The organism is Vibrio artabrorum, from assembly GCF_024347295.1.
GTDB classification, from domain to species: Bacteria; Pseudomonadota; Gammaproteobacteria; order Enterobacterales; family Vibrionaceae; genus Vibrio; species Vibrio artabrorum.
In genome coordinates this window covers 707,524-724,520 of the sequence record NZ_AP025459.1, presented here as the reverse complement: position 1 = coordinate 724,520, position 16,997 = coordinate 707,524, and the positions used below count along the sequence as shown (strand labels likewise).

Genomic DNA, 16,997 nt, shown 5'->3' with positions numbered 1-16,997 from the left:
TGATCATTTTTGAGCTTCATCATAGTTATATGACTAGAAAAAAAGCTCCTAAATACCAAGACGCACCACCTAAAATCTCTGATCTGAATGAGGCTAAGGTGCTTATTGATGAGCTGTGGGAACAGCTCCGGCACTATGAAGATAAGCTTACCACTAGCTCCAAAAACTCTTCAAAATCGCCCTCATCAGACAGTCCTAAAGATCGCCATGAGCGAAAAAAGATGAAAGCTCTGGTGGTCGCAATTCGAGAGGAGCTAAAAAAGGCCACACAGGGCATCAACGAAAACTTTCCCCGTTAAAAGACACGGATATCATTATTGATTGCTTCCCTGATAGTTGTCCTTGTTGCGAACAGTCTGACATTGATGTTCATGACGGCCCTTACTACCGACACCAAGTCTTTGATATTCCCAAGCCCACTGTCGATATCACCGAATACCGTTTATTTTCAGGTCAATGTCGGCACTGCAAAGAAGCCGTCAAGGCTCAAAAGCCTGACGATGCATCGCAAGGGATTATAGGGCCGAACTTATTAAGTTACATTGGGGTTCTTGCGGGGCAATATCACCTCAGTGTTCGAAAAATCCAATCTCTTCTCAAAGAACAGCTTGGCACAACCTTTTCAGTTGGCGCGATCAGCGAAGCTCAAACGAAAGTCGCTTCAATGGGCTTTGTTGCGTAATTAAATTTAGAGATAGAGCCAACCCGTTTCGCTTGTTTCTTAGTCAATGCGACAAGTTTCAGGCATACCTAACCCAGTAAGCTTGTTCAACGCTTTTATCATCGCGTAAGTTTCACCCACCTGGGCATTGTAATTTCTTAAGCTCAGTTTCCCTCCTAGCAACTGTTTAACTCGATACATCGCTGTTTCTGAGAGTGAACGTTTGTGGTATCCATACCGCTCTTTCCAATACTTATTTGAGCCGTATAATTTCTGGCAACCCACGGCGAGATTTCGAGGGTGACCACGCTCCCAAAAGGCAGCCCCTTCTCTTGGGGGAATAAGCGCAATAGCTCCCTTAATCTTAATAGCAGCGTGACACGCTCTCGTGTCGTAAGCGCCATCACCAGACACCTTAAGGATACTTCGGCGTGTTTGTTTCAGTAAGTTCGGGAGTACTTCTCCATCTGTAACCGTCGATAAACTTAGCTCGGCGGCAATGATCTCATGAGTGTTGGTATCGACTGCAATATGCAGCTTTCGCCAGACTCTACGCTTGCCATCCGTCCCATGTTTTTTGACTTTCCATTCACCTTCGCCATAAACCTTAAGGCCAGTAGCATCAATAGCTAGGTGCTGTATCGCTCCTCTCGTTTTAGTCTTAAATGAAACCTCAACTTGCTTGGCTCTACGACTGATGCAGGTGTAATGCGGACAACTTAACGGTACATGGGCTAACCTAAATATCGAGTCGATAAATCCTTGCAGCGCTCTCAATGGCATAGAAAAAACTCGTTTGACCATGAGTGCTGTCGTGATAGCTAAATCACTGAACCGACGCGGCCTCCCGCGCTTATTCTGTTTGCTTTGCGCCCATCCGCTTATTGCTTCTTCATCAATCCAAAAGGTCAGAGAACCACGGTTAATGAGTGATTGGTTGTATTGCTTCCAGTTAGTTGTTTTGTAACGTGGTTTAGGCATAGGGCTACGAGATAGAGTGGACGTAGCTGCTCAGATCGTAGGTTCTTGATTTAGTTCCATTGAATTACGCAACAACGCCAAAGGTAATTCTCGTCCACTATATCTACAAGTTATTGACTTAGATCTATAAGATAAGAAAGTACAGTAAAAGTGCCAACAAGATAATTGTCTTGTTGGCACTTTTTATATAAGAAATATAAGATTATTGATTACAAGCTTCTATGGTTATTTCTTAAATTCTGTATTCAGTAAATCGACGATAATTAATATGCTTTGCTACCCAGTCTACATCACTAACATCATTAGATCTGGTTCTGGTATTACCGAGTAGAACTTCAGCGATTGCAAATGCAAAATCGATGGTGTATCCGTAATCTTGACCAGTAATAAATTGACCATCCATTACAACGGGCTGATTGATGTATGAGCCATCAGAGTAGTTTTGATGGAAGGTTCCACAGCAAACGTAGTGGTGAGAGCCCAGCAGCGAGTTCTTGGCTAGTACTTTTGCACCAGAAGAGCATAGCGCTGCAATATAAGCCCTCATGCTGATGTGTCTTTCAATAAAGCTGATCACCTGACTGTCTGTACCCAGTTTGTCGGTGTTCGGTGGACCACCAACAAGAACAATTGCATCAAAATCACATTGTATGTTGGCGGATAATAAGTCATCTGCAACAATTTTTACCCCATGATAGGAGGTAAGGTTAACGGTTTGATCGCAAGACAATACCTTCACCGAAAGCTGCAAGCGACGTAATATGTCAACCACGTTGATTGCCTCACCTTCTTCGAATCCGTCACTGAGTAAAAGTGCAATATTTTTCATACAGTATTACCTTATATATTAAATGTATTCATCGCTATCAGTGTCGATTGTATTCATGCTATCTACAATAATTATTATTGCCCAATGACTTGTCATATATTGCTCGCCACTTCATCACTACGTTCTAATAGTGTCACTATTATTTTAATAATTACGTTCCCCCTGTCTAGGGGCTTTGTTGCGTAATTAAATTTAGAGATAGAGCCAACCCGTTTCGCTTGTTTCTTAGTCAATGCGACAAGTTTCAGGCATACCTAACCCAGTAAGCTTGTTCAACGCTTTTATCATCGCGTAAGTTTCACCCACCTGGGCATTGTAATTTCTTAAGCTCAGTTTCCCTCCTAGCAACTGTTTAACTCGATACATCGCTGTTTCTGAGAGTGAACGTTTGTGGTATCCATACCGCTCTTTCCAATACTTATTTGAGCCGTATAATTTCTGGCAACCCACGGCGAGATTTCGAGGGTGACCACGCTCCCAAAAGGCAGCCCCTTCTCTTGGGGGAATAAGCGCAATAGCTCCCTTAATCTTAATAGCAGCGTGACACGCTCTCGTGTCGTAAGCGCCATCACCAGACACCTTAAGGATACTTCGGCGTGTTTGTTTCAGTAAGTTCGGGAGTACTTCTCCATCTGTAACCGTCGATAAACTTAGCTCGGCGGCAATGATCTCATGAGTGTTGGTATCGACTGCAATATGCAGCTTTCGCCAGACTCTACGCTTGCCATCCGTCCCATGTTTTTTGACTTTCCATTCACCTTCGCCATAAACCTTAAGGCCAGTAGCATCAATAGCTAGGTGCTGTATCGCTCCTCTCGTTTTAGTCTTAAATGAAACCTCAACTTGCTTGGCTCTACGACTGATGCAGGTGTAATGCGGACAACTTAACGGTACATGGGCTAACCTAAATATCGAGTCGATAAATCCTTGCAGCGCTCTCAATGGCATAGAAAAAACTCGTTTGACCATGAGTGCTGTCGTGATAGCTAAATCACTGAACCGACGCGGCCTCCCGCGCTTATTCTGTTTGCTTTGCGCCCATCCGCTTATTGCTTCTTCATCAATCCAAAAGGTCAGAGAACCACGGTTAATGAGTGATTGGTTGTATTGCTTCCAGTTAGTTGTTTTGTAACGTGGTTTAGGCATAGGGCTACGAGATAGAGTGGACGTAGCTGCTCAGATCGTAGGTTCTTGATTTAGTTCCATTGAATTACGCAACAACGCCATATATCCCGTTCTGATTCTCCAAATAACCGTACTAATTTGAGCTTGTTCACTCTTAGCAGAAACAAATCTCATATTAGGTCTCGTAGCAGCGTCAGCATCAATGAAGTCATTCTTGTGGCTCTTAACGAATGGCTTTACATACTGTGCTGGTATCAGCTTAACATTATGACCATATTCTTGGCATCTTCGAGCTAGCCAATGTGCACCACAACAGGCTTCCATTGCTATGGTTGTCGTTTCTTGTTGGGAGATGAATTGAACGAGCTAAACTCGGCTCAATTTGTGTCGGTAAATTTCGCGGCCAGAATGGTCATGACCAATGAGATGGAAAACCGACTTCCCGAGATATATACCAATAACTGTTATAGCGGACATGATGGCACCTCTAAATCTACTACGACATAGCTAATTTTAGCGTCGGTGTGGGGCATACCATCGAATTAGTGAGTTAACAGAGCGGGCCGTTACCTCTGAAGATGAAATTTAGGCAGCCCACTTCATTGAAAGCGGATACGTTCAAGAAAATCTTATAAACATCTGAAATTAAATAATAAAACACATAAAAAAGCCCCAAAAATTTAATGGGGCGATTCCATCGAGTTTTGGGGCTAAATTGGGGCTTTTTTGAGGGTTAAATGGGGCTATATCTGCCATTTCACTGTGGTCGTACCCAGTAAAGCCACCATTAATAAAACGTCAAACCTTTTTAGATTTTCACTTATTCCCAATCAAGGATAACTTTGCCAGAAAGCCCGCTACGCATAGCGTCGAAGCCTGCTTGGAAGTCATCAACCTTGAAGTGATGCGTGATAATTGGCGTCAAATCTAGGCCAGATTGGATTAGTGAAGCCATCTTGTACCAAGTTTCGAACATCTCACGACCGTAGATACCTTTAATAACCAAGCCTTTAAAGATTACTTGGTTCCAGTCTACTGCCATGTCTGATGGTGGAATACCCAGTAGAGAGATCTTACCGCCGTGGTTCATGTTAGTCAGCATGCTGTTGAACGCAGATGGATTACCAGACATTTCTAGGCCTACATCAAAACCTTCAGTCATACTAAGATCAGCCATTACGTCTTCAAGCTTCTCTTCCATCACGTTTACTGCGCGCGTCACACCCATTTTCTTCGCAAGATCTAGGCGGTATTCGTTTACATCAGTGATTACAACGTGACGAGCGCCAACGTGCTTAGCAACAGCTGCAGCCATGATACCGATTGGACCAGCACCAGTAATTAGCACGTCTTCACCGACTAGGTCGAAAGAAAGCGCGGTGTGTACTGCGTTACCAAACGGGTCAAAGATTGAAGCGAGATCGTCAGAAATTTCCGCCGGGATCTTAAAGGCGTTGAACGCAGGGATCACAAGGAACTCAGAGAACGCACCAGTGCGGTTAACACCCACACCCGTTGTGTTACGACAAAGATGTGTACGGCCGCCACGACAGTTACGACAGTGACCACATGTGATGTGACCTTCGCCAGAGACACGGTCGCCGATTTCAAAACCACGAACTTCTTGGCCGATGCCAACCACTTCACCCACGTATTCGTGACCGACGACCATAGGTACTGGGATTGTGTTTTGTGACCACTCATCCCAGTTGTAGATATGTACGTCTGTACCACAAATTGCGGTTTTCTTAATACGGATAAGAAGATCATTATGACCCATTTCAGGTTTTTCAACCTCGGTCATCCAAATGCCTTCTTCAGGCTTAAGCTTAGAAAGTGCTTTAATTTTCATAATGTTATCCCGTTCATCTCGCCTAACTGTAAGGCGAGAATCTAAATCTTATTGTTATCTATATTCTGTTAGCTGTTGGTTTTATCAAACAACAAGAATTAGATGATACCCATGTCTTGACCAACTTGGATGAACGCATCGATTGCGCGGTCTAGTTGCTCACGAGAGTGTGCAGCAGACATTTGCGTACGGATACGAGCTTGGCCTTTTGGTACAACAGGGAAAGAGAAACCGACAACGTAGATGCCTTTCTCTAGTGCGCGCTCTGCGAATTCAGCCGCGACTTTTGCATCACCCAACATGATTGGGATGATTGCGTGGTCAGCACCGCCCATAGTGAAACCAGCAGCTTCCATGCGAGTACGGAAGTGAGCTGAGTTTTCCCATAGTTGAGTACGTAGGTCGCCAGATTCCGCAAGAAGGTCTAGAACGCGGATAGACGCCGATACGATTGCAGGTGCAACAGAGTTTGAAAATAGGTATGGACGAGAACGCTGACGTAACCAGTCGATCACTTCTTTCTTACCCGAAGTGTAACCGCCTGAAGCGCCACCCATTGCTTTACCAAGCGTACCTGTGATGATATCGATACGGTCTACAACGTTGTGGAACTCGTGAGTACCCGCGCCGTTTTCACCCATGAAGCCCACAGCGTGAGAGTCATCAACCATGACTAGTGCGCCGTACTTGTCAGCCAAGTCACAGATAGCCGGAAGGTTCGCCACTACGCCGTCCATAGAGAACACGCCGTCAGTTACGATTAGTGTGTGACGAGCACCCGCTTCTTTAGCCGCGATAAGTTGCTGCTCTAACTCTTCCATATTGTTGTTCGAGTAACGAAAACGCATTGCTTTACACAGACGAACACCATCAATGATAGATGCGTGATTTAGAGCATCAGAAATGATTGCGTCTTCTTTGCCTAGAATTGTTTCGAACAAACCAGCGTTTGCATCAAAACAAGAGGTGTAAAGGATCGTGTCTTCTTTACCAAGGAACTTAGATAGCTTTTGCTCGAGTTCTTTGTGAGAGTCTTGAGTACCACAGATGAAACGCACTGAAGCCATACCAAAACCGTGCTGGTCCATACCATCTTTAGCTGCTTCGATAAGCGCAGGATGATTAGCAAGGCCTAGGTAGTTGTTTGCACAAAAGTTAAGCACTTCTTCACCCGTCGAGATAGAAACCGCTGCTTTTTGAGCAGAAGTGATAATGCGCTCAGACTTGTAAAGACCTTCTTGTTTAACTTCTTCGATTTGAGTTTGAATCTGTTGGTAAAATGCAGAAGACATTGCCCATTCCTTCCTAGTTATTATTCAGCAGCATCGCGCGCCGCTTTATGTAGGGATGTAAACGATTTCAATTCTATCATTTACACTGTAAAACTTATGTCACCATTCTAGTTGAACATCTGTATTTCGATTATCCCTCCAGTTGGAAAAACATTAATGAACCTGAGGCATGAATAATAGTTCATCCCAGTGACACAGGGCACATTAACGCCCCTCTCTTGTTCTTTTTAACGCCATATCCACCGAAAATTCGACCTGATTTCACTTTCATATCAAATCTCAATTTTTAATCTCAAAACAATATAGTGGTGAATTACTATTTCTCTCAGAATGTGCGGCCGTTACACAAATACCCAAGATAAGATGAGAAACAAGCCCATGACACTATCCGACCACATCATTCAAGAAGCCTTCGAAAACGACTGGCAAACCTGTTTTACATTAGCATATGCTCTCAGCCTAAATACCATCAATGGAGAGCAGTCTAGAACATATAAATGATTCAGGTAACACAACAGCCTCTAGTCAAAGATCAACGCACTCGGCTAAGTACTGTTGCCCTTTACGGTCAGACAATACCTTACCGTCTTTGATCGTCACGATTCGCTTAGTTCGTTCAGCAAGCGAATTATCATGTGTCACGATAATCAATGTTCGTCCCTCCGCGTGAAGACGATTAAACAAAGCCTCTATCTCTGCGCCAGATTTTGAATCTAGCGCCCCTGTTGGTTCATCCGCTAAGATGATTTGCGGATCGTTGACCAAGGCTCTCGCAATCGCCACTCTCTGCTTTTGACCACCAGAAAGCTGGTTTGGTTTGTGGTCGAGACGATCCCCTAGCCCGACTTGCTCTAGCAATTTTGCGGCGCGCTGGCGACGTTCTTTGGCTTTCATACCAGAGTAAACCAACGGCAGTGCCACGTTGTCCAACGCTGTCGCGTATTCCAATAAGTTAAAGCTTTGGAAGACAAAGCCTATCTTTTGGTTACGAATACTGGCTAGCTCGTTCGGGCTTAAATTCGCGACGTTTTGACCACCCAATTGGTATTCACCATCGGTCGGTTTATCTAAGCAACCAAGCATGTTCATCAGGGTCGATTTACCCGAGCCCGACGGACCAAGAATGGAAAGAAACTCACCTTGATTGATGATCAAGTCGACGCCGTCTAGCGCACGCACTTCCGCCTCTCCGCTTGAGTAATATTTACAAATGTTGGTCAAATCAACCAGTGACGTGTTCGACATCTTGTCTCCAGAATTATTGTTATTCACTTTGTAGTGCCTCCAACGGGCTCACTTTTGCGGCGCGATTTGCGGGCAGCCATGCAGAAGCGACACCAATAAACACCAAGGTGGAAATCACAATCGCAACAACAACCCAAGACAGCTCAGGGACCGGTTTCCCGAGGTGTTCATAGAAGGTGTTGCCTTCTAGGTTTATGGCGCTGATGGCCGATACAAGTGCGTACGTTACACCTAACCCCAATACACCACCGAGCATCATAGTCATCAGTGATTGCACTAGGTAGTGAAGACGAATGGCCGTGGGCGTGGCACCGACTGCCATGCGCACACCGATGTCTCGGGTGGAACGTTTTACGGTCGCGTACATCACATTCGCAATCCCGACGCCCGCCACGGCCAGCGTGACAAAGCCAATGATGCCAAGAAAACTTTGTAGACCAACTAAGAACTGTTGCATGCTTTTCTGTTTAAGGAACATGTCTTCCACTTGGACGACTTGCTCGTCACTCACACTGGCGCCATGTTTACGAGCAATCACCTGACGAATAGTCTTTGCCAACTTTTCACGATCAGCATGAGCTTGCGGCTCGACATTGATGGCTCCAATATCACTGTTAGAATGAAAGCGTTGCCACGTGGCTAACGGCACAAAGCTGGCGTAGTTGATTTGGTCACCCTGCTCAACTTCGGCGCTGTTTTTCTTCAACACGCCAATCACAGTGAACTCTTCACTGCCAATCTTGACCTTTTCACCGACCGGATTGGTTTGCAGTGTCACAGGAGCAAACCAACTGAAGTCTTCATTAGGATTAAACAGATCCGCGGCGAGTGAATAACCCAACACAACCACCTTACGCATCTGCTTTTGGTCGAGCGGATTGAGCCAACGACCACCATCCATTGGGATTAAGTTGGTCATAGATGCGAAGTCTGTCGTGACAGCTAGTGGCTTTTGCCATATTCCTCGATCACCGACCGTAATGCGCTCATCCCAAACTGCGGTTGGCGCAACGCTTTTCACCTCTGGCAGGGCTTTAATTACGTCGGTATCGTCGGCTTTTAAGGTTAGAAACTTACCTTGGTGGAAGACGCCATAATCAACGGTCGCCATGCCTCCGGTTAAGTAAATCAGATTACCGTTGCCATTTTGCGCAGTTCTCAATACACCCTGACGAATGCCCTCGCCCACCGCCAACATGGCAGCAATACACAAGGTCGCCCATGCCACAGCAAGAATGGTTAAACCCAAACGCAGCTTTTCTGCTGCCAATTCCTGAAAGATTTGTCTCATTGGTAGCAACATATTTACGCCCTCGCACTTAATGCTATTACGGGGGTGAGACGCGATGCTCGCCTTGCCGGAAAGTAAGACGCCAGCAACGCCAGAACTAGCGTAACTAACAGTGACCAAGCGATAGAGTCTGGCGTGATAACCGGAAAGCCTAACCACTCTGGTAAGGTAATGGAGCCAAGCAATGCGACCACTAAATAAGCAACCATTAAGCCGAGAGCTGTACCGACCGCCACCAAAATGAGCCCTTCAAGGATGAACTGGTTGAGTATGGATTTTTGCGTTGCACCAATCGCCAAGCGCACGCCGATTTCTCGCGTTCGTTCTGTCACAGAGAGGAACATAATATTTGCGACACCAAGAGCGCCAACGGCCATGGTCATCGCACCGCTTGCCCCAAGGAAGATTTGAATGCCACGGAAAATACCCGTGATCACCGCTGCGCCCTCACTGAAGTCTGGCAAGTTAATCGCTTCTTTGTCGGTTGGGTCGAAGTGCAATTGCTTGGCATAGAAGTTAACAATGGCTTGTCGGAATGCGTCGCCATCCATACCGTCGGCAGGCTTGAGTAGCAGCATCCAAGGTTTGGCATCCCACAAATCAAGGTAGGTAGTTTGAGGGATGAAGACTTTGCGGCTATCACCAAATGAAATGCCCGCATCTTCGTCTTTCATAATGCCGATGACCAAAAATGGCACGCCATTAACTTTGGCCATTTGACCGATACTGATTTCACCCATCTTGGCAATTTGGTCGCCCAAAATCGCTACGCGAGTGTGATTGGCAATATCACTGGGTGACAGATTACGCGAACCCGATTCCAACTTGCGTTGAATCAATGAGAAATAGTACGGGTCTATGCCACTAACGAAACTCGTTAGTTTTTGGCCTTTTTCATTGGTGATGTTTGCATCCCACTTGGCATACACACTGGATGCAGATTTCACAAAATCAGATTGTTTGATCATATCGACTTTATCCTGCGGGATCTGAATCTGACGTCGTAAAGGTAAGCCGTGCCAAGGTTTGCTGGTGTTCGATGGAAACGCGACTTGCACATTATTGACCATAAACGACAACTGCTGAGTTTGATGGCGATAAAAGCCCTCTCCCAGCGCAATCAGAACCACCACAGATATTACGCCCCACGCAATGGCAATGATCGCGAGCATGCTTTTCATGCGATGTGCCATCAGCGTTTGCCATGTTTGCTGCAATAAGGTTTGCTGCAATAAACTGGTCATGAATTAAACGCTCGGGAGATCAGTGCCATAGTGTCGTCATCTAACTTACCTGCGGTTTGCAACAAGCCGATACGCTGGCGCCAATAGTTATACAAATAGGTTTGTAGGCTGTTTTTCGCCTCAAACAAGCTGTTGTGTGCACTAATAACTTCTGATACTTCGAGCAGACCCGCATCATAAAGCTTCTCTTTGCTGCGCAGCACTTTCTCACGAGAAGTAACCAATTCGTCTGCCATCAAAACTTGGTTCCAGTTGATGTTGACTTGAGTGAACTGCTGGATCACACGCTTTTGAATATCGATTTCCACTCGACGTAGATCTTGCTTTGCACTTAGGGTATTGAGTGATGCCTCATCAACTCTAGCTCGTGTTGCGCCGTTCAAATCAATGGGCACACTGAGTGTAATGCCTGCATTGAACTCGCCGTCTTTACGTCGGTCATCATCGTTGTAGCCAACGTTCCCTTTTAACGTTGGGTAATACCCACCTTGTGCAGAATCTTTGGCAAATTCACTGGCTTTCACGTTTTGCACGGCCACTAAAAGTTCTGGACTACTGTCCTTCGCGAGCTTTAACCATTGCTCTTGAGAGTCCACCAACAAGGCCGGTTGAACAAGTGAGTCAGTACGAATTTGATCGACGTTTTGCGGGATTTGATTGATCAACGCAGCCAGTTCCGCTCGCTTCACTTCTAAATCAGAACGCGCATTCAAGATACCGACTCTATCCGCAACTTGTGTTGCTCGAATCTCTTCTACATCCACCGATTTCACTTTACCCGCGAGGTAACGCTTCTCAATGATCTTCAACAGTTTGTTGCCTTCTTCCAACTTGGATTGCACCAACTGTAAATCCCCCTGTGCACTTGCCACATCCAAATACGATGAAAGCAATCTTCGTGCTAATTCATTATGGGATTGAGCCAGTTTAAGCTGAGCTTTGATGTAGTTGGCATTCGCTTGGTCTAGATCCGACCACAAACTGCTGTCCCAAATGGTTTGAGAAAGCGATGCCCCATAACTATTGGTATTGTCGGTAGATTCGCTCCAATTCGCTGATGCTGTCGCACTCAAACCGGGTAAGAGTGAACTACGGCTTGCATCAACACCCACTTCACCAAGTTGAACACCAATTTTGGCTTTCTCGTAGTTTGGGTCACTTTGCTTCGCCTGCTGCCACGCTTGTTCAATCGAGATGGCATAGCTTGGTAAGCTGAATGTGGCGGCCAGAATCGCACATCCGATTTTAGATAAGTTTCGCTTAGCCATGCGCGACTCCCATCATCATGCTGTTATCGATGATTTCTTCGTCTAGCTTAACGCCGTCCAACACTTCTACGTTGATGCCATCCGACAAACCAAGCTTCACTTTTTGTGTGTGAAAACCTTGCTCTGAGTTATCTGGAATCAATACGTTTGGTGTATCGCCATCAAATTGCAGTGCTCGTTCTGGCAAGGTTAATACGTCCTCAGATTTCTTCAGTATGATTTGTGCAGTGGATGAGAAGCCCGAACGCAGTAAGATCTCTTTCGGGATCTTCAGTTCGCCAACTTCCACTTCAAATCCGTTATCAAAGCTTTTTGCCGTCGCGTTACCTTCTGGCGAGTTAAGGTTCTCTGATTGGATCGCAACTTTGGTTAACACACCGGAAATTTCCATATCAGGATAAGGCGCAACGGTAAGTAATACAGGCATGCCCAGTGAAAGCTGCGCGGCATCGTGCTCGCTGACGCTGCCTTTGAAGATCAGACTGTTCATGTCCGCCAGAGACATCATTTCTGTCGCGGCTTGGCTAGATTCGGTCGAGATGATTGGTTCACCGACTTCGACTTTGCGGTTTAATACTGTGCCATCAATTGGTGCATAAATGGTTGAGGTTAAACGAGCGTCACCAATGGAGACTTCACCGCTGCGAATTAATTCGAGGTTCTGGCGTTTTTGCAGTACGTTCGCTTGAGCCGATTTCACGGTTGAACGCGCACTAACGTATTCATCGTAATTCTTTGGAATGATGTCTTGCTTCACCAAGCTTTCAAGGTTTGCCAGCTTTTGTTTAGCGGATTCTAAGTCGGCCTCGCTGCGCATTAGATCTGTTGATGCGTCGGTTAATGCTTGCGGCGTCGGGTTCGGGCGAACCTTAATCAATGCTTGGCCTTGCTTGACTTTCTCACCGACCTCCACGTACATCTCGCCCACGATGCCATCGATTTGCGACTTAATAGACACCGAGTGCGCTGGGACAATATTGCCGACCGCTACCGCTTGTTTTTCAATGGTTCCCTTTTCCACCGCCAGCGTTGGAAACGCCTCTGGTTGAGTGGAAGATTGCAGATAAAAATACGCGCCGCCGCCAAGCAATGCAACGCTCGCAGCAGAGACAAGCCAAATTTTCGCCATTATTGATACCGATTATTTTTGTATAGTCTTGTGACCATCTGATGAACATAAAGTTCTAGAATCATATCGGCTTTAATGTCGCGAGTTTGTAATATTTGGTATGGCTATGTCAGATAGCTATTGACAGTAAGTTAGATGGATAGTCCACTAAGTCGCATGAGTCTATATGTTGCCGGGCGTTAGGTGATTTCATCAAATGCATTGAGCTGAAGAAGAGGCAGATCGACAGTTAAACATCATCACGACTAATTTTACTTTTGCCAATTAATGAAACTAATTCACAAATCTTGTCGAATCACTCACAATAACCATTACGCTCATTGCTGACTCTTATGGATACTTATGGTCAATCCCAAACTCATTGCCCTACTTCCCGATCTCGCCTCATTTATTTTAGTGGTCAATGAAGGCAGTTTTACTGCGGCCGCCAAGCAGTTAGGAGTCACGCCTTCAGCATTGAGTAAGCTAATCACTCGCTTAGAAAAGGCCCTTTCAGTAAAGCTATTCGAACGAACCACACGTACACTTATTATCACTCAGGCTGGCCAATTGGTTTACGACCAGAGTGTGATCATGATTAACGCAGCACAGCAAGCCGTTGAGCTATCGACGTCGGATCATACCGAGCCTTCTGGCTCACTCACAGTGGCCGCGCCAGAAGCGTTTTTGAACTCTGTACTTCAGCCTTTTGTCGTGCCATTTCTGAATCAGTATCCAGAGATCCAACTTAAGTTACGCGCTGCTGATGGTGATATCGACATACTACGCCAAGGTATCGATATTGCATTCCGTCTTACCGACAAACCCGATGAGAGCTTGGTACTCAAAGAGCTAGGTAAGACTAACTTGGTACTTTGCGCCAGTCCTGGTTATTTGGGCTATAAAGGGACACCTTCTCACCCGACAGATCTTAGTCAACACGATTGTCTGTACCTTGCAGAAACGGATAAAGACCACATTTGGGACTTTCTCAAAGATGATGAGTTTCATACCGTCTCCGTTAGTGGTCGATACGCAGTGAACCACTCTCAAATGCGACTTAAAGGCGTGAAAGAAGGATTGGGGATTGGCATCTTCCATGACTTCGTGATTCAAGACGCGTTAGCAGAAGGCAGCGTCGTTCAAGTATTGAATGACTGGACCATCAAGAGTAACTATCACGGTGCAATCGCGATGCAGTTTGCACAAACCAAGTATATGCCGGCTCGACTGCGAGTGTTCATCGATTATGCGATGGAGCACTTAAGCAATAAGTTAGCCGGAGAATCACCGATCTAATAGTATTGCCGTTCCATCGTGACTCCTGAGAGTGACGGCAGACAACAAAAAACGCCGCCTTACCACCCGGGATAAGGGCAAGGTAAGGCGGCGTTTAGAAATCGAATCTTGTGGTTTTGCTGTTTGCTATACCAATCACAGTAAGTATGTGTTCAGGAATAGCGTAGGGAAAAAGCTTGACAACAAGGCCGCTCTTTTCGACAAGCACCTTCGCTAAGTCGTTATTCTACAATCAAAAATTCTAACGACGTTATCGAGGTTTTTAACAAACTATGATGACCCGTTATTGACTGCGATTGGTATTACGTATCTAGCCAGCAAAATCTCTAGATAAGCAAATTAACCGAAGATCTTACTCCAGATACTTGGGTTACGCTTATCATGGTACTCCTTACGAAGGCCGTCAATAGTACGCAGTTCTTGCTGTGCCGATTCTAAGTCACCTTGGTCTAGCTTCTGCTCAATGCTATCCAGTGATGCGCTGATCTTTTTAAAGCCTTCCATGAAGTTCTTTTCTTTTTCTACTGGGTACACACCCGTTTTCAGTTCTGCAACAAGCGTGTCTAAACGAACGATCGGTTTCTGCATCTCTTCAATGCTTTGAGCTTCTGCTGCTTGTTTGAATGCAAGCTTCATTTCTTGCATGTTTTTCTTCAGGTCAACGTTTGCAAATGCGTTGCCAGACATTACTGCAGCAGCGATTAGGCCAGATAAAAGAATTGAGCGAGTTTTCATTGTTTCTCCAAGTGAAACTGTGACTTTGAAGATAGCGCCATCATTATTACAGCGCTTCGACTTTATTATTTTCCGGCTAGTGTATACAAAAATAGGCCACGCACAAAAATTGATTGTGTCGAAATGCAAACCCGCCGACATTCTCTTAAACAAGTGCTGAGTATTCTGAAATCTCGTTGCGACCACGTAGCGCCAAAAATGACAAGAATTGCTGCGGTGAATGAGTGATCACTTTATTCGAATCCACACCCACTTCGTCAAGTAAGGAAGAGACAAGATCCAATCCTCCGACATCTAGGCAAAAATGCGCATCACTTCCCGTGGTAATAAACGCCCCTTTCTCTTTGGCTATTCTTGCAATTTCATAACAGCGATCAATACTGCCTACACGGCTATTGCCTTTAAGTGTCGTGTTATTAATTTCGATGGCAACATTATGTTCCACCGCACACTGAACCACAGCTTCAAAATCGAAATCAAAATTCGGGTTCCCTAAGTGACCCAGTGCATCGACCCGACCACTCTTAATCACATTCAACAGCGCTTGTGTGTGAGTTGCGACATCCGATGGGCAAAAGACAGGCTCGTGGAAACTCGCGATCACCCAATCTAAGTTCTTATCAACGCTCGGATGAATGTCGATTTCACCCTGAGTGTTGATGATATTCGACTCGACACCACGGATGATTGCAACGTCTTCGATAAAACGAGGAAGCACTCGTTGATTACTGAAAAACCAATAGTGTGGCGCGCCTGGCATCGACTCCGAATGGTCTGTGGTACAAAACATGGCTAACCCATTTTGTTTTGCCAACTTAGCGTTTTCAATCAACGTGCTGTAAGCATGACCGCTCGCGTACGTGTGGGTGTGGGTATCTACTTTAAGTTCCATCAATCAATGCCCTTAAACTTGGTCTCTAAACGTTTTCAGAACGGTATCCCTGATACCATATCATGAAACGGGTTGCCTTATGGCAATCATGCGACCAGTTTATCAGTTGAAAGTGACAATTAGCACTTAAACATCAGACTTTATTGTCGTATCACTTAGTCACGACCAAGCATCACGTACTCACATCAGAACTCAACACCGTAGTGTCGCTGAATTGAGTGTTGCTTGCGGCGGCGGATTAGCGCGGCGATGTTTTTTCACAACTAGCATATTGGTCATACTCGCAACGACAATCAAGTGAATACCGATTAACTGCTGAGTAGAAAATATGTCATCAAAAAATAAAACCTGCCATAACGCACTAAACAACATGTTAGTGAAAATTAAGGGGGCCAGTTGAGAACCACTGTCTGCTAGCTGATAGGCTTTCGAGCGAAAGATTTGCGTATTAATGATCAATAGGGCTAAGCCAGTTACGCCAAGTCCAGTCCAACGTAAGTTATCAAAAGACAATAAAGCCTCTAAAGTACCATCACCTGCACGATCAATAACCGATGATAGCGACGTAAACACCACCATAGGTATCGCGATTATTGCAGCGAATAAAAAGGTCCATGCGTTAAGCTCTGCGGGTGTCAGCTTCGTCTTAGATGCGCGATATAAGCTGACTTGAGATCCAGAGTTAAACATCCCCGCCAATAATCCTAATAACAGTGCAGGTCGAAAGAACGCTGAGCCAAATTCAAACGTTGACCAATCCCCAGCCATCATCACTACACCGAAGAAAGTCATCGCTAAACACACGATCGTCATGGGATGAATTTTCACCCCGAATATTAATTTTTCTAACAATGGAATAAATAATGGCCCCGTACTAAACAAGACGATGCCTTCAACAAGGGTTAAAGTTTGCAAAGACGTAAGAAAACACCACTGGCTCGCTACCATAAAGATCGCTCGCATCACCAATGGCTTGCACATATCTAGCGAAGGTTTCGTGATTTTGTAAAACATCAGAAATAAGAATAACAGCAGACTGGGCAGAAAAAAGCGCACCAAACTCAGCAATGAAATAGACATCGCTTCAGATAGATATTTGGCCATTAAACCACTTAAAGACAAACTGAACGTAGACAGCAACATGAAAGCTGTCGCCTTGGTAATATTCGACATCA

General features: G+C 45.3%; 15 protein-coding genes and 1 pseudogene. 2 read left to right on the top strand and 14 right to left on the bottom strand.

Features of this window, described 5'->3' with window-relative positions:
• Positions 1 to 29 precede the first annotated feature (29 nt).
• Entirely contained in the window at positions 30 to 299 is a 270-nt protein-coding gene (locus OCU36_RS17340; protein ID WP_261839789.1) for a DUF6444 domain-containing protein, read from the top strand.
• Between the two features lie 422 nt (positions 300 to 721).
• On the opposite strand, the gene OCU36_RS17330 is transcribed toward OCU36_RS17340, so the two are convergent.
• The 11 genes and pseudogenes from OCU36_RS17330 to OCU36_RS17280 form a co-directional block, all read right to left on the bottom strand.
• A complete protein-coding gene (locus tag OCU36_RS17330) occupies positions 722 to 1,642 on the bottom strand; it encodes an IS5 family transposase (RefSeq protein ID WP_261837391.1) in 921 nt (306 codons plus the stop codon).
• 232 nt (positions 1,643 to 1,874) lie between these two features.
• The gene (locus OCU36_RS17325) at positions 1,875 to 2,471 is read right to left on the bottom strand and encodes a DJ-1/PfpI family protein (protein WP_261839788.1); all 597 of its coding nucleotides are present in this window, start codon (positions 2,469 to 2,471) and stop codon (positions 1,875 to 1,877) included.
• Positions 2,472 to 2,696: 225 nt separating this feature from the next.
• Positions 2,697 to 3,617, bottom strand: a complete 921-nt coding sequence (locus tag OCU36_RS17320) for an IS5 family transposase (RefSeq protein WP_261837391.1) — start codon at positions 3,615 to 3,617, stop codon at positions 2,697 to 2,699.
• A 78-nt stretch (positions 3,618 to 3,695) separates the two neighbouring features.
• A pseudogene (locus tag OCU36_RS17315) lies at positions 3,696 to 4,073 on the bottom strand (IS110 family transposase); the annotation flags it as partial.
• A 343-nt stretch (positions 4,074 to 4,416) separates the two neighbouring features.
• Positions 4,417 to 5,448: an L-threonine 3-dehydrogenase gene (tdh, locus tag OCU36_RS17310; RefSeq protein WP_261839787.1), complete on the bottom strand. Its 1,032-nt coding sequence runs from the start codon at positions 5,446 to 5,448 to the stop codon at positions 4,417 to 4,419.
• A gap of 98 nt (positions 5,449 to 5,546) precedes the next feature.
• A complete protein-coding gene (locus OCU36_RS17305) occupies positions 5,547 to 6,740 on the bottom strand; it encodes a glycine C-acetyltransferase (RefSeq protein WP_261839786.1) in 1,194 nt (397 codons plus the stop codon).
• A 525-nt stretch (positions 6,741 to 7,265) separates the two neighbouring features.
• Positions 7,266 to 7,985, bottom strand: a complete 720-nt coding sequence (locus tag OCU36_RS17300; RefSeq protein WP_261839785.1) for an ABC transporter ATP-binding protein — start codon at positions 7,983 to 7,985, stop codon at positions 7,266 to 7,268.
• A gap of 19 nt (positions 7,986 to 8,004) precedes the next feature.
• On the bottom strand, positions 8,005 to 9,288 hold the full coding sequence (locus tag OCU36_RS17295) for an ABC transporter permease (RefSeq protein ID WP_261839784.1): 1,284 nt from the start codon (positions 9,286 to 9,288) through the stop codon (positions 8,005 to 8,007).
• A 2-nt stretch (positions 9,289 to 9,290) separates the two neighbouring features.
• Positions 9,291 to 10,520: an ABC transporter permease gene (locus OCU36_RS17290; protein ID WP_261839783.1), complete on the bottom strand. Its 1,230-nt coding sequence runs from the start codon at positions 10,518 to 10,520 to the stop codon at positions 9,291 to 9,293.
• On the bottom strand, positions 10,517 to 11,788 hold the full coding sequence (locus OCU36_RS17285; RefSeq protein ID WP_261839782.1) for a TolC family protein: 1,272 nt from the start codon (positions 11,786 to 11,788) through the stop codon (positions 10,517 to 10,519). Before OCU36_RS17285 ends, OCU36_RS17290 begins: the two co-directional genes overlap by 4 nt.
• Positions 11,781 to 12,917, bottom strand: a complete 1,137-nt coding sequence (locus OCU36_RS17280; RefSeq protein WP_261839781.1) for an efflux RND transporter periplasmic adaptor subunit — start codon at positions 12,915 to 12,917, stop codon at positions 11,781 to 11,783. Before OCU36_RS17280 ends, OCU36_RS17285 begins: the two co-directional genes overlap by 8 nt.
• A gap of 342 nt (positions 12,918 to 13,259) precedes the next feature.
• Here OCU36_RS17280 and OCU36_RS17275 point away from each other — a divergent pair, with 342 nt between their 5' ends.
• Positions 13,260 to 14,195: a LysR family transcriptional regulator gene (locus OCU36_RS17275; protein WP_261839780.1), complete on the top strand. Its 936-nt coding sequence runs from the start codon at positions 13,260 to 13,262 to the stop codon at positions 14,193 to 14,195.
• A gap of 339 nt (positions 14,196 to 14,534) precedes the next feature.
• Here the strand turns inward: OCU36_RS17275 and OCU36_RS17270 are convergent, their stop codons facing one another.
• The 3 genes from OCU36_RS17270 to OCU36_RS17260 form a co-directional block, all read right to left on the bottom strand.
• On the bottom strand, positions 14,535 to 14,930 hold the full coding sequence (locus OCU36_RS17270) for a cytochrome b562 (protein WP_261839779.1): 396 nt from the start codon (positions 14,928 to 14,930) through the stop codon (positions 14,535 to 14,537).
• A gap of 145 nt (positions 14,931 to 15,075) precedes the next feature.
• Positions 15,076 to 15,822, bottom strand: a complete 747-nt coding sequence (locus OCU36_RS17265; protein WP_261839778.1) for a phosphatase — start codon at positions 15,820 to 15,822, stop codon at positions 15,076 to 15,078.
• 192 nt (positions 15,823 to 16,014) lie between these two features.
• Positions 16,015 to 16,995 (bottom strand): DMT family transporter, encoded by a 981-nt coding sequence (locus OCU36_RS17260; RefSeq protein WP_261840739.1) that lies wholly within the window; start codon positions 16,993 to 16,995, stop codon positions 16,015 to 16,017.
• Positions 16,996 to 16,997: the final 2 nt, after the last annotated feature.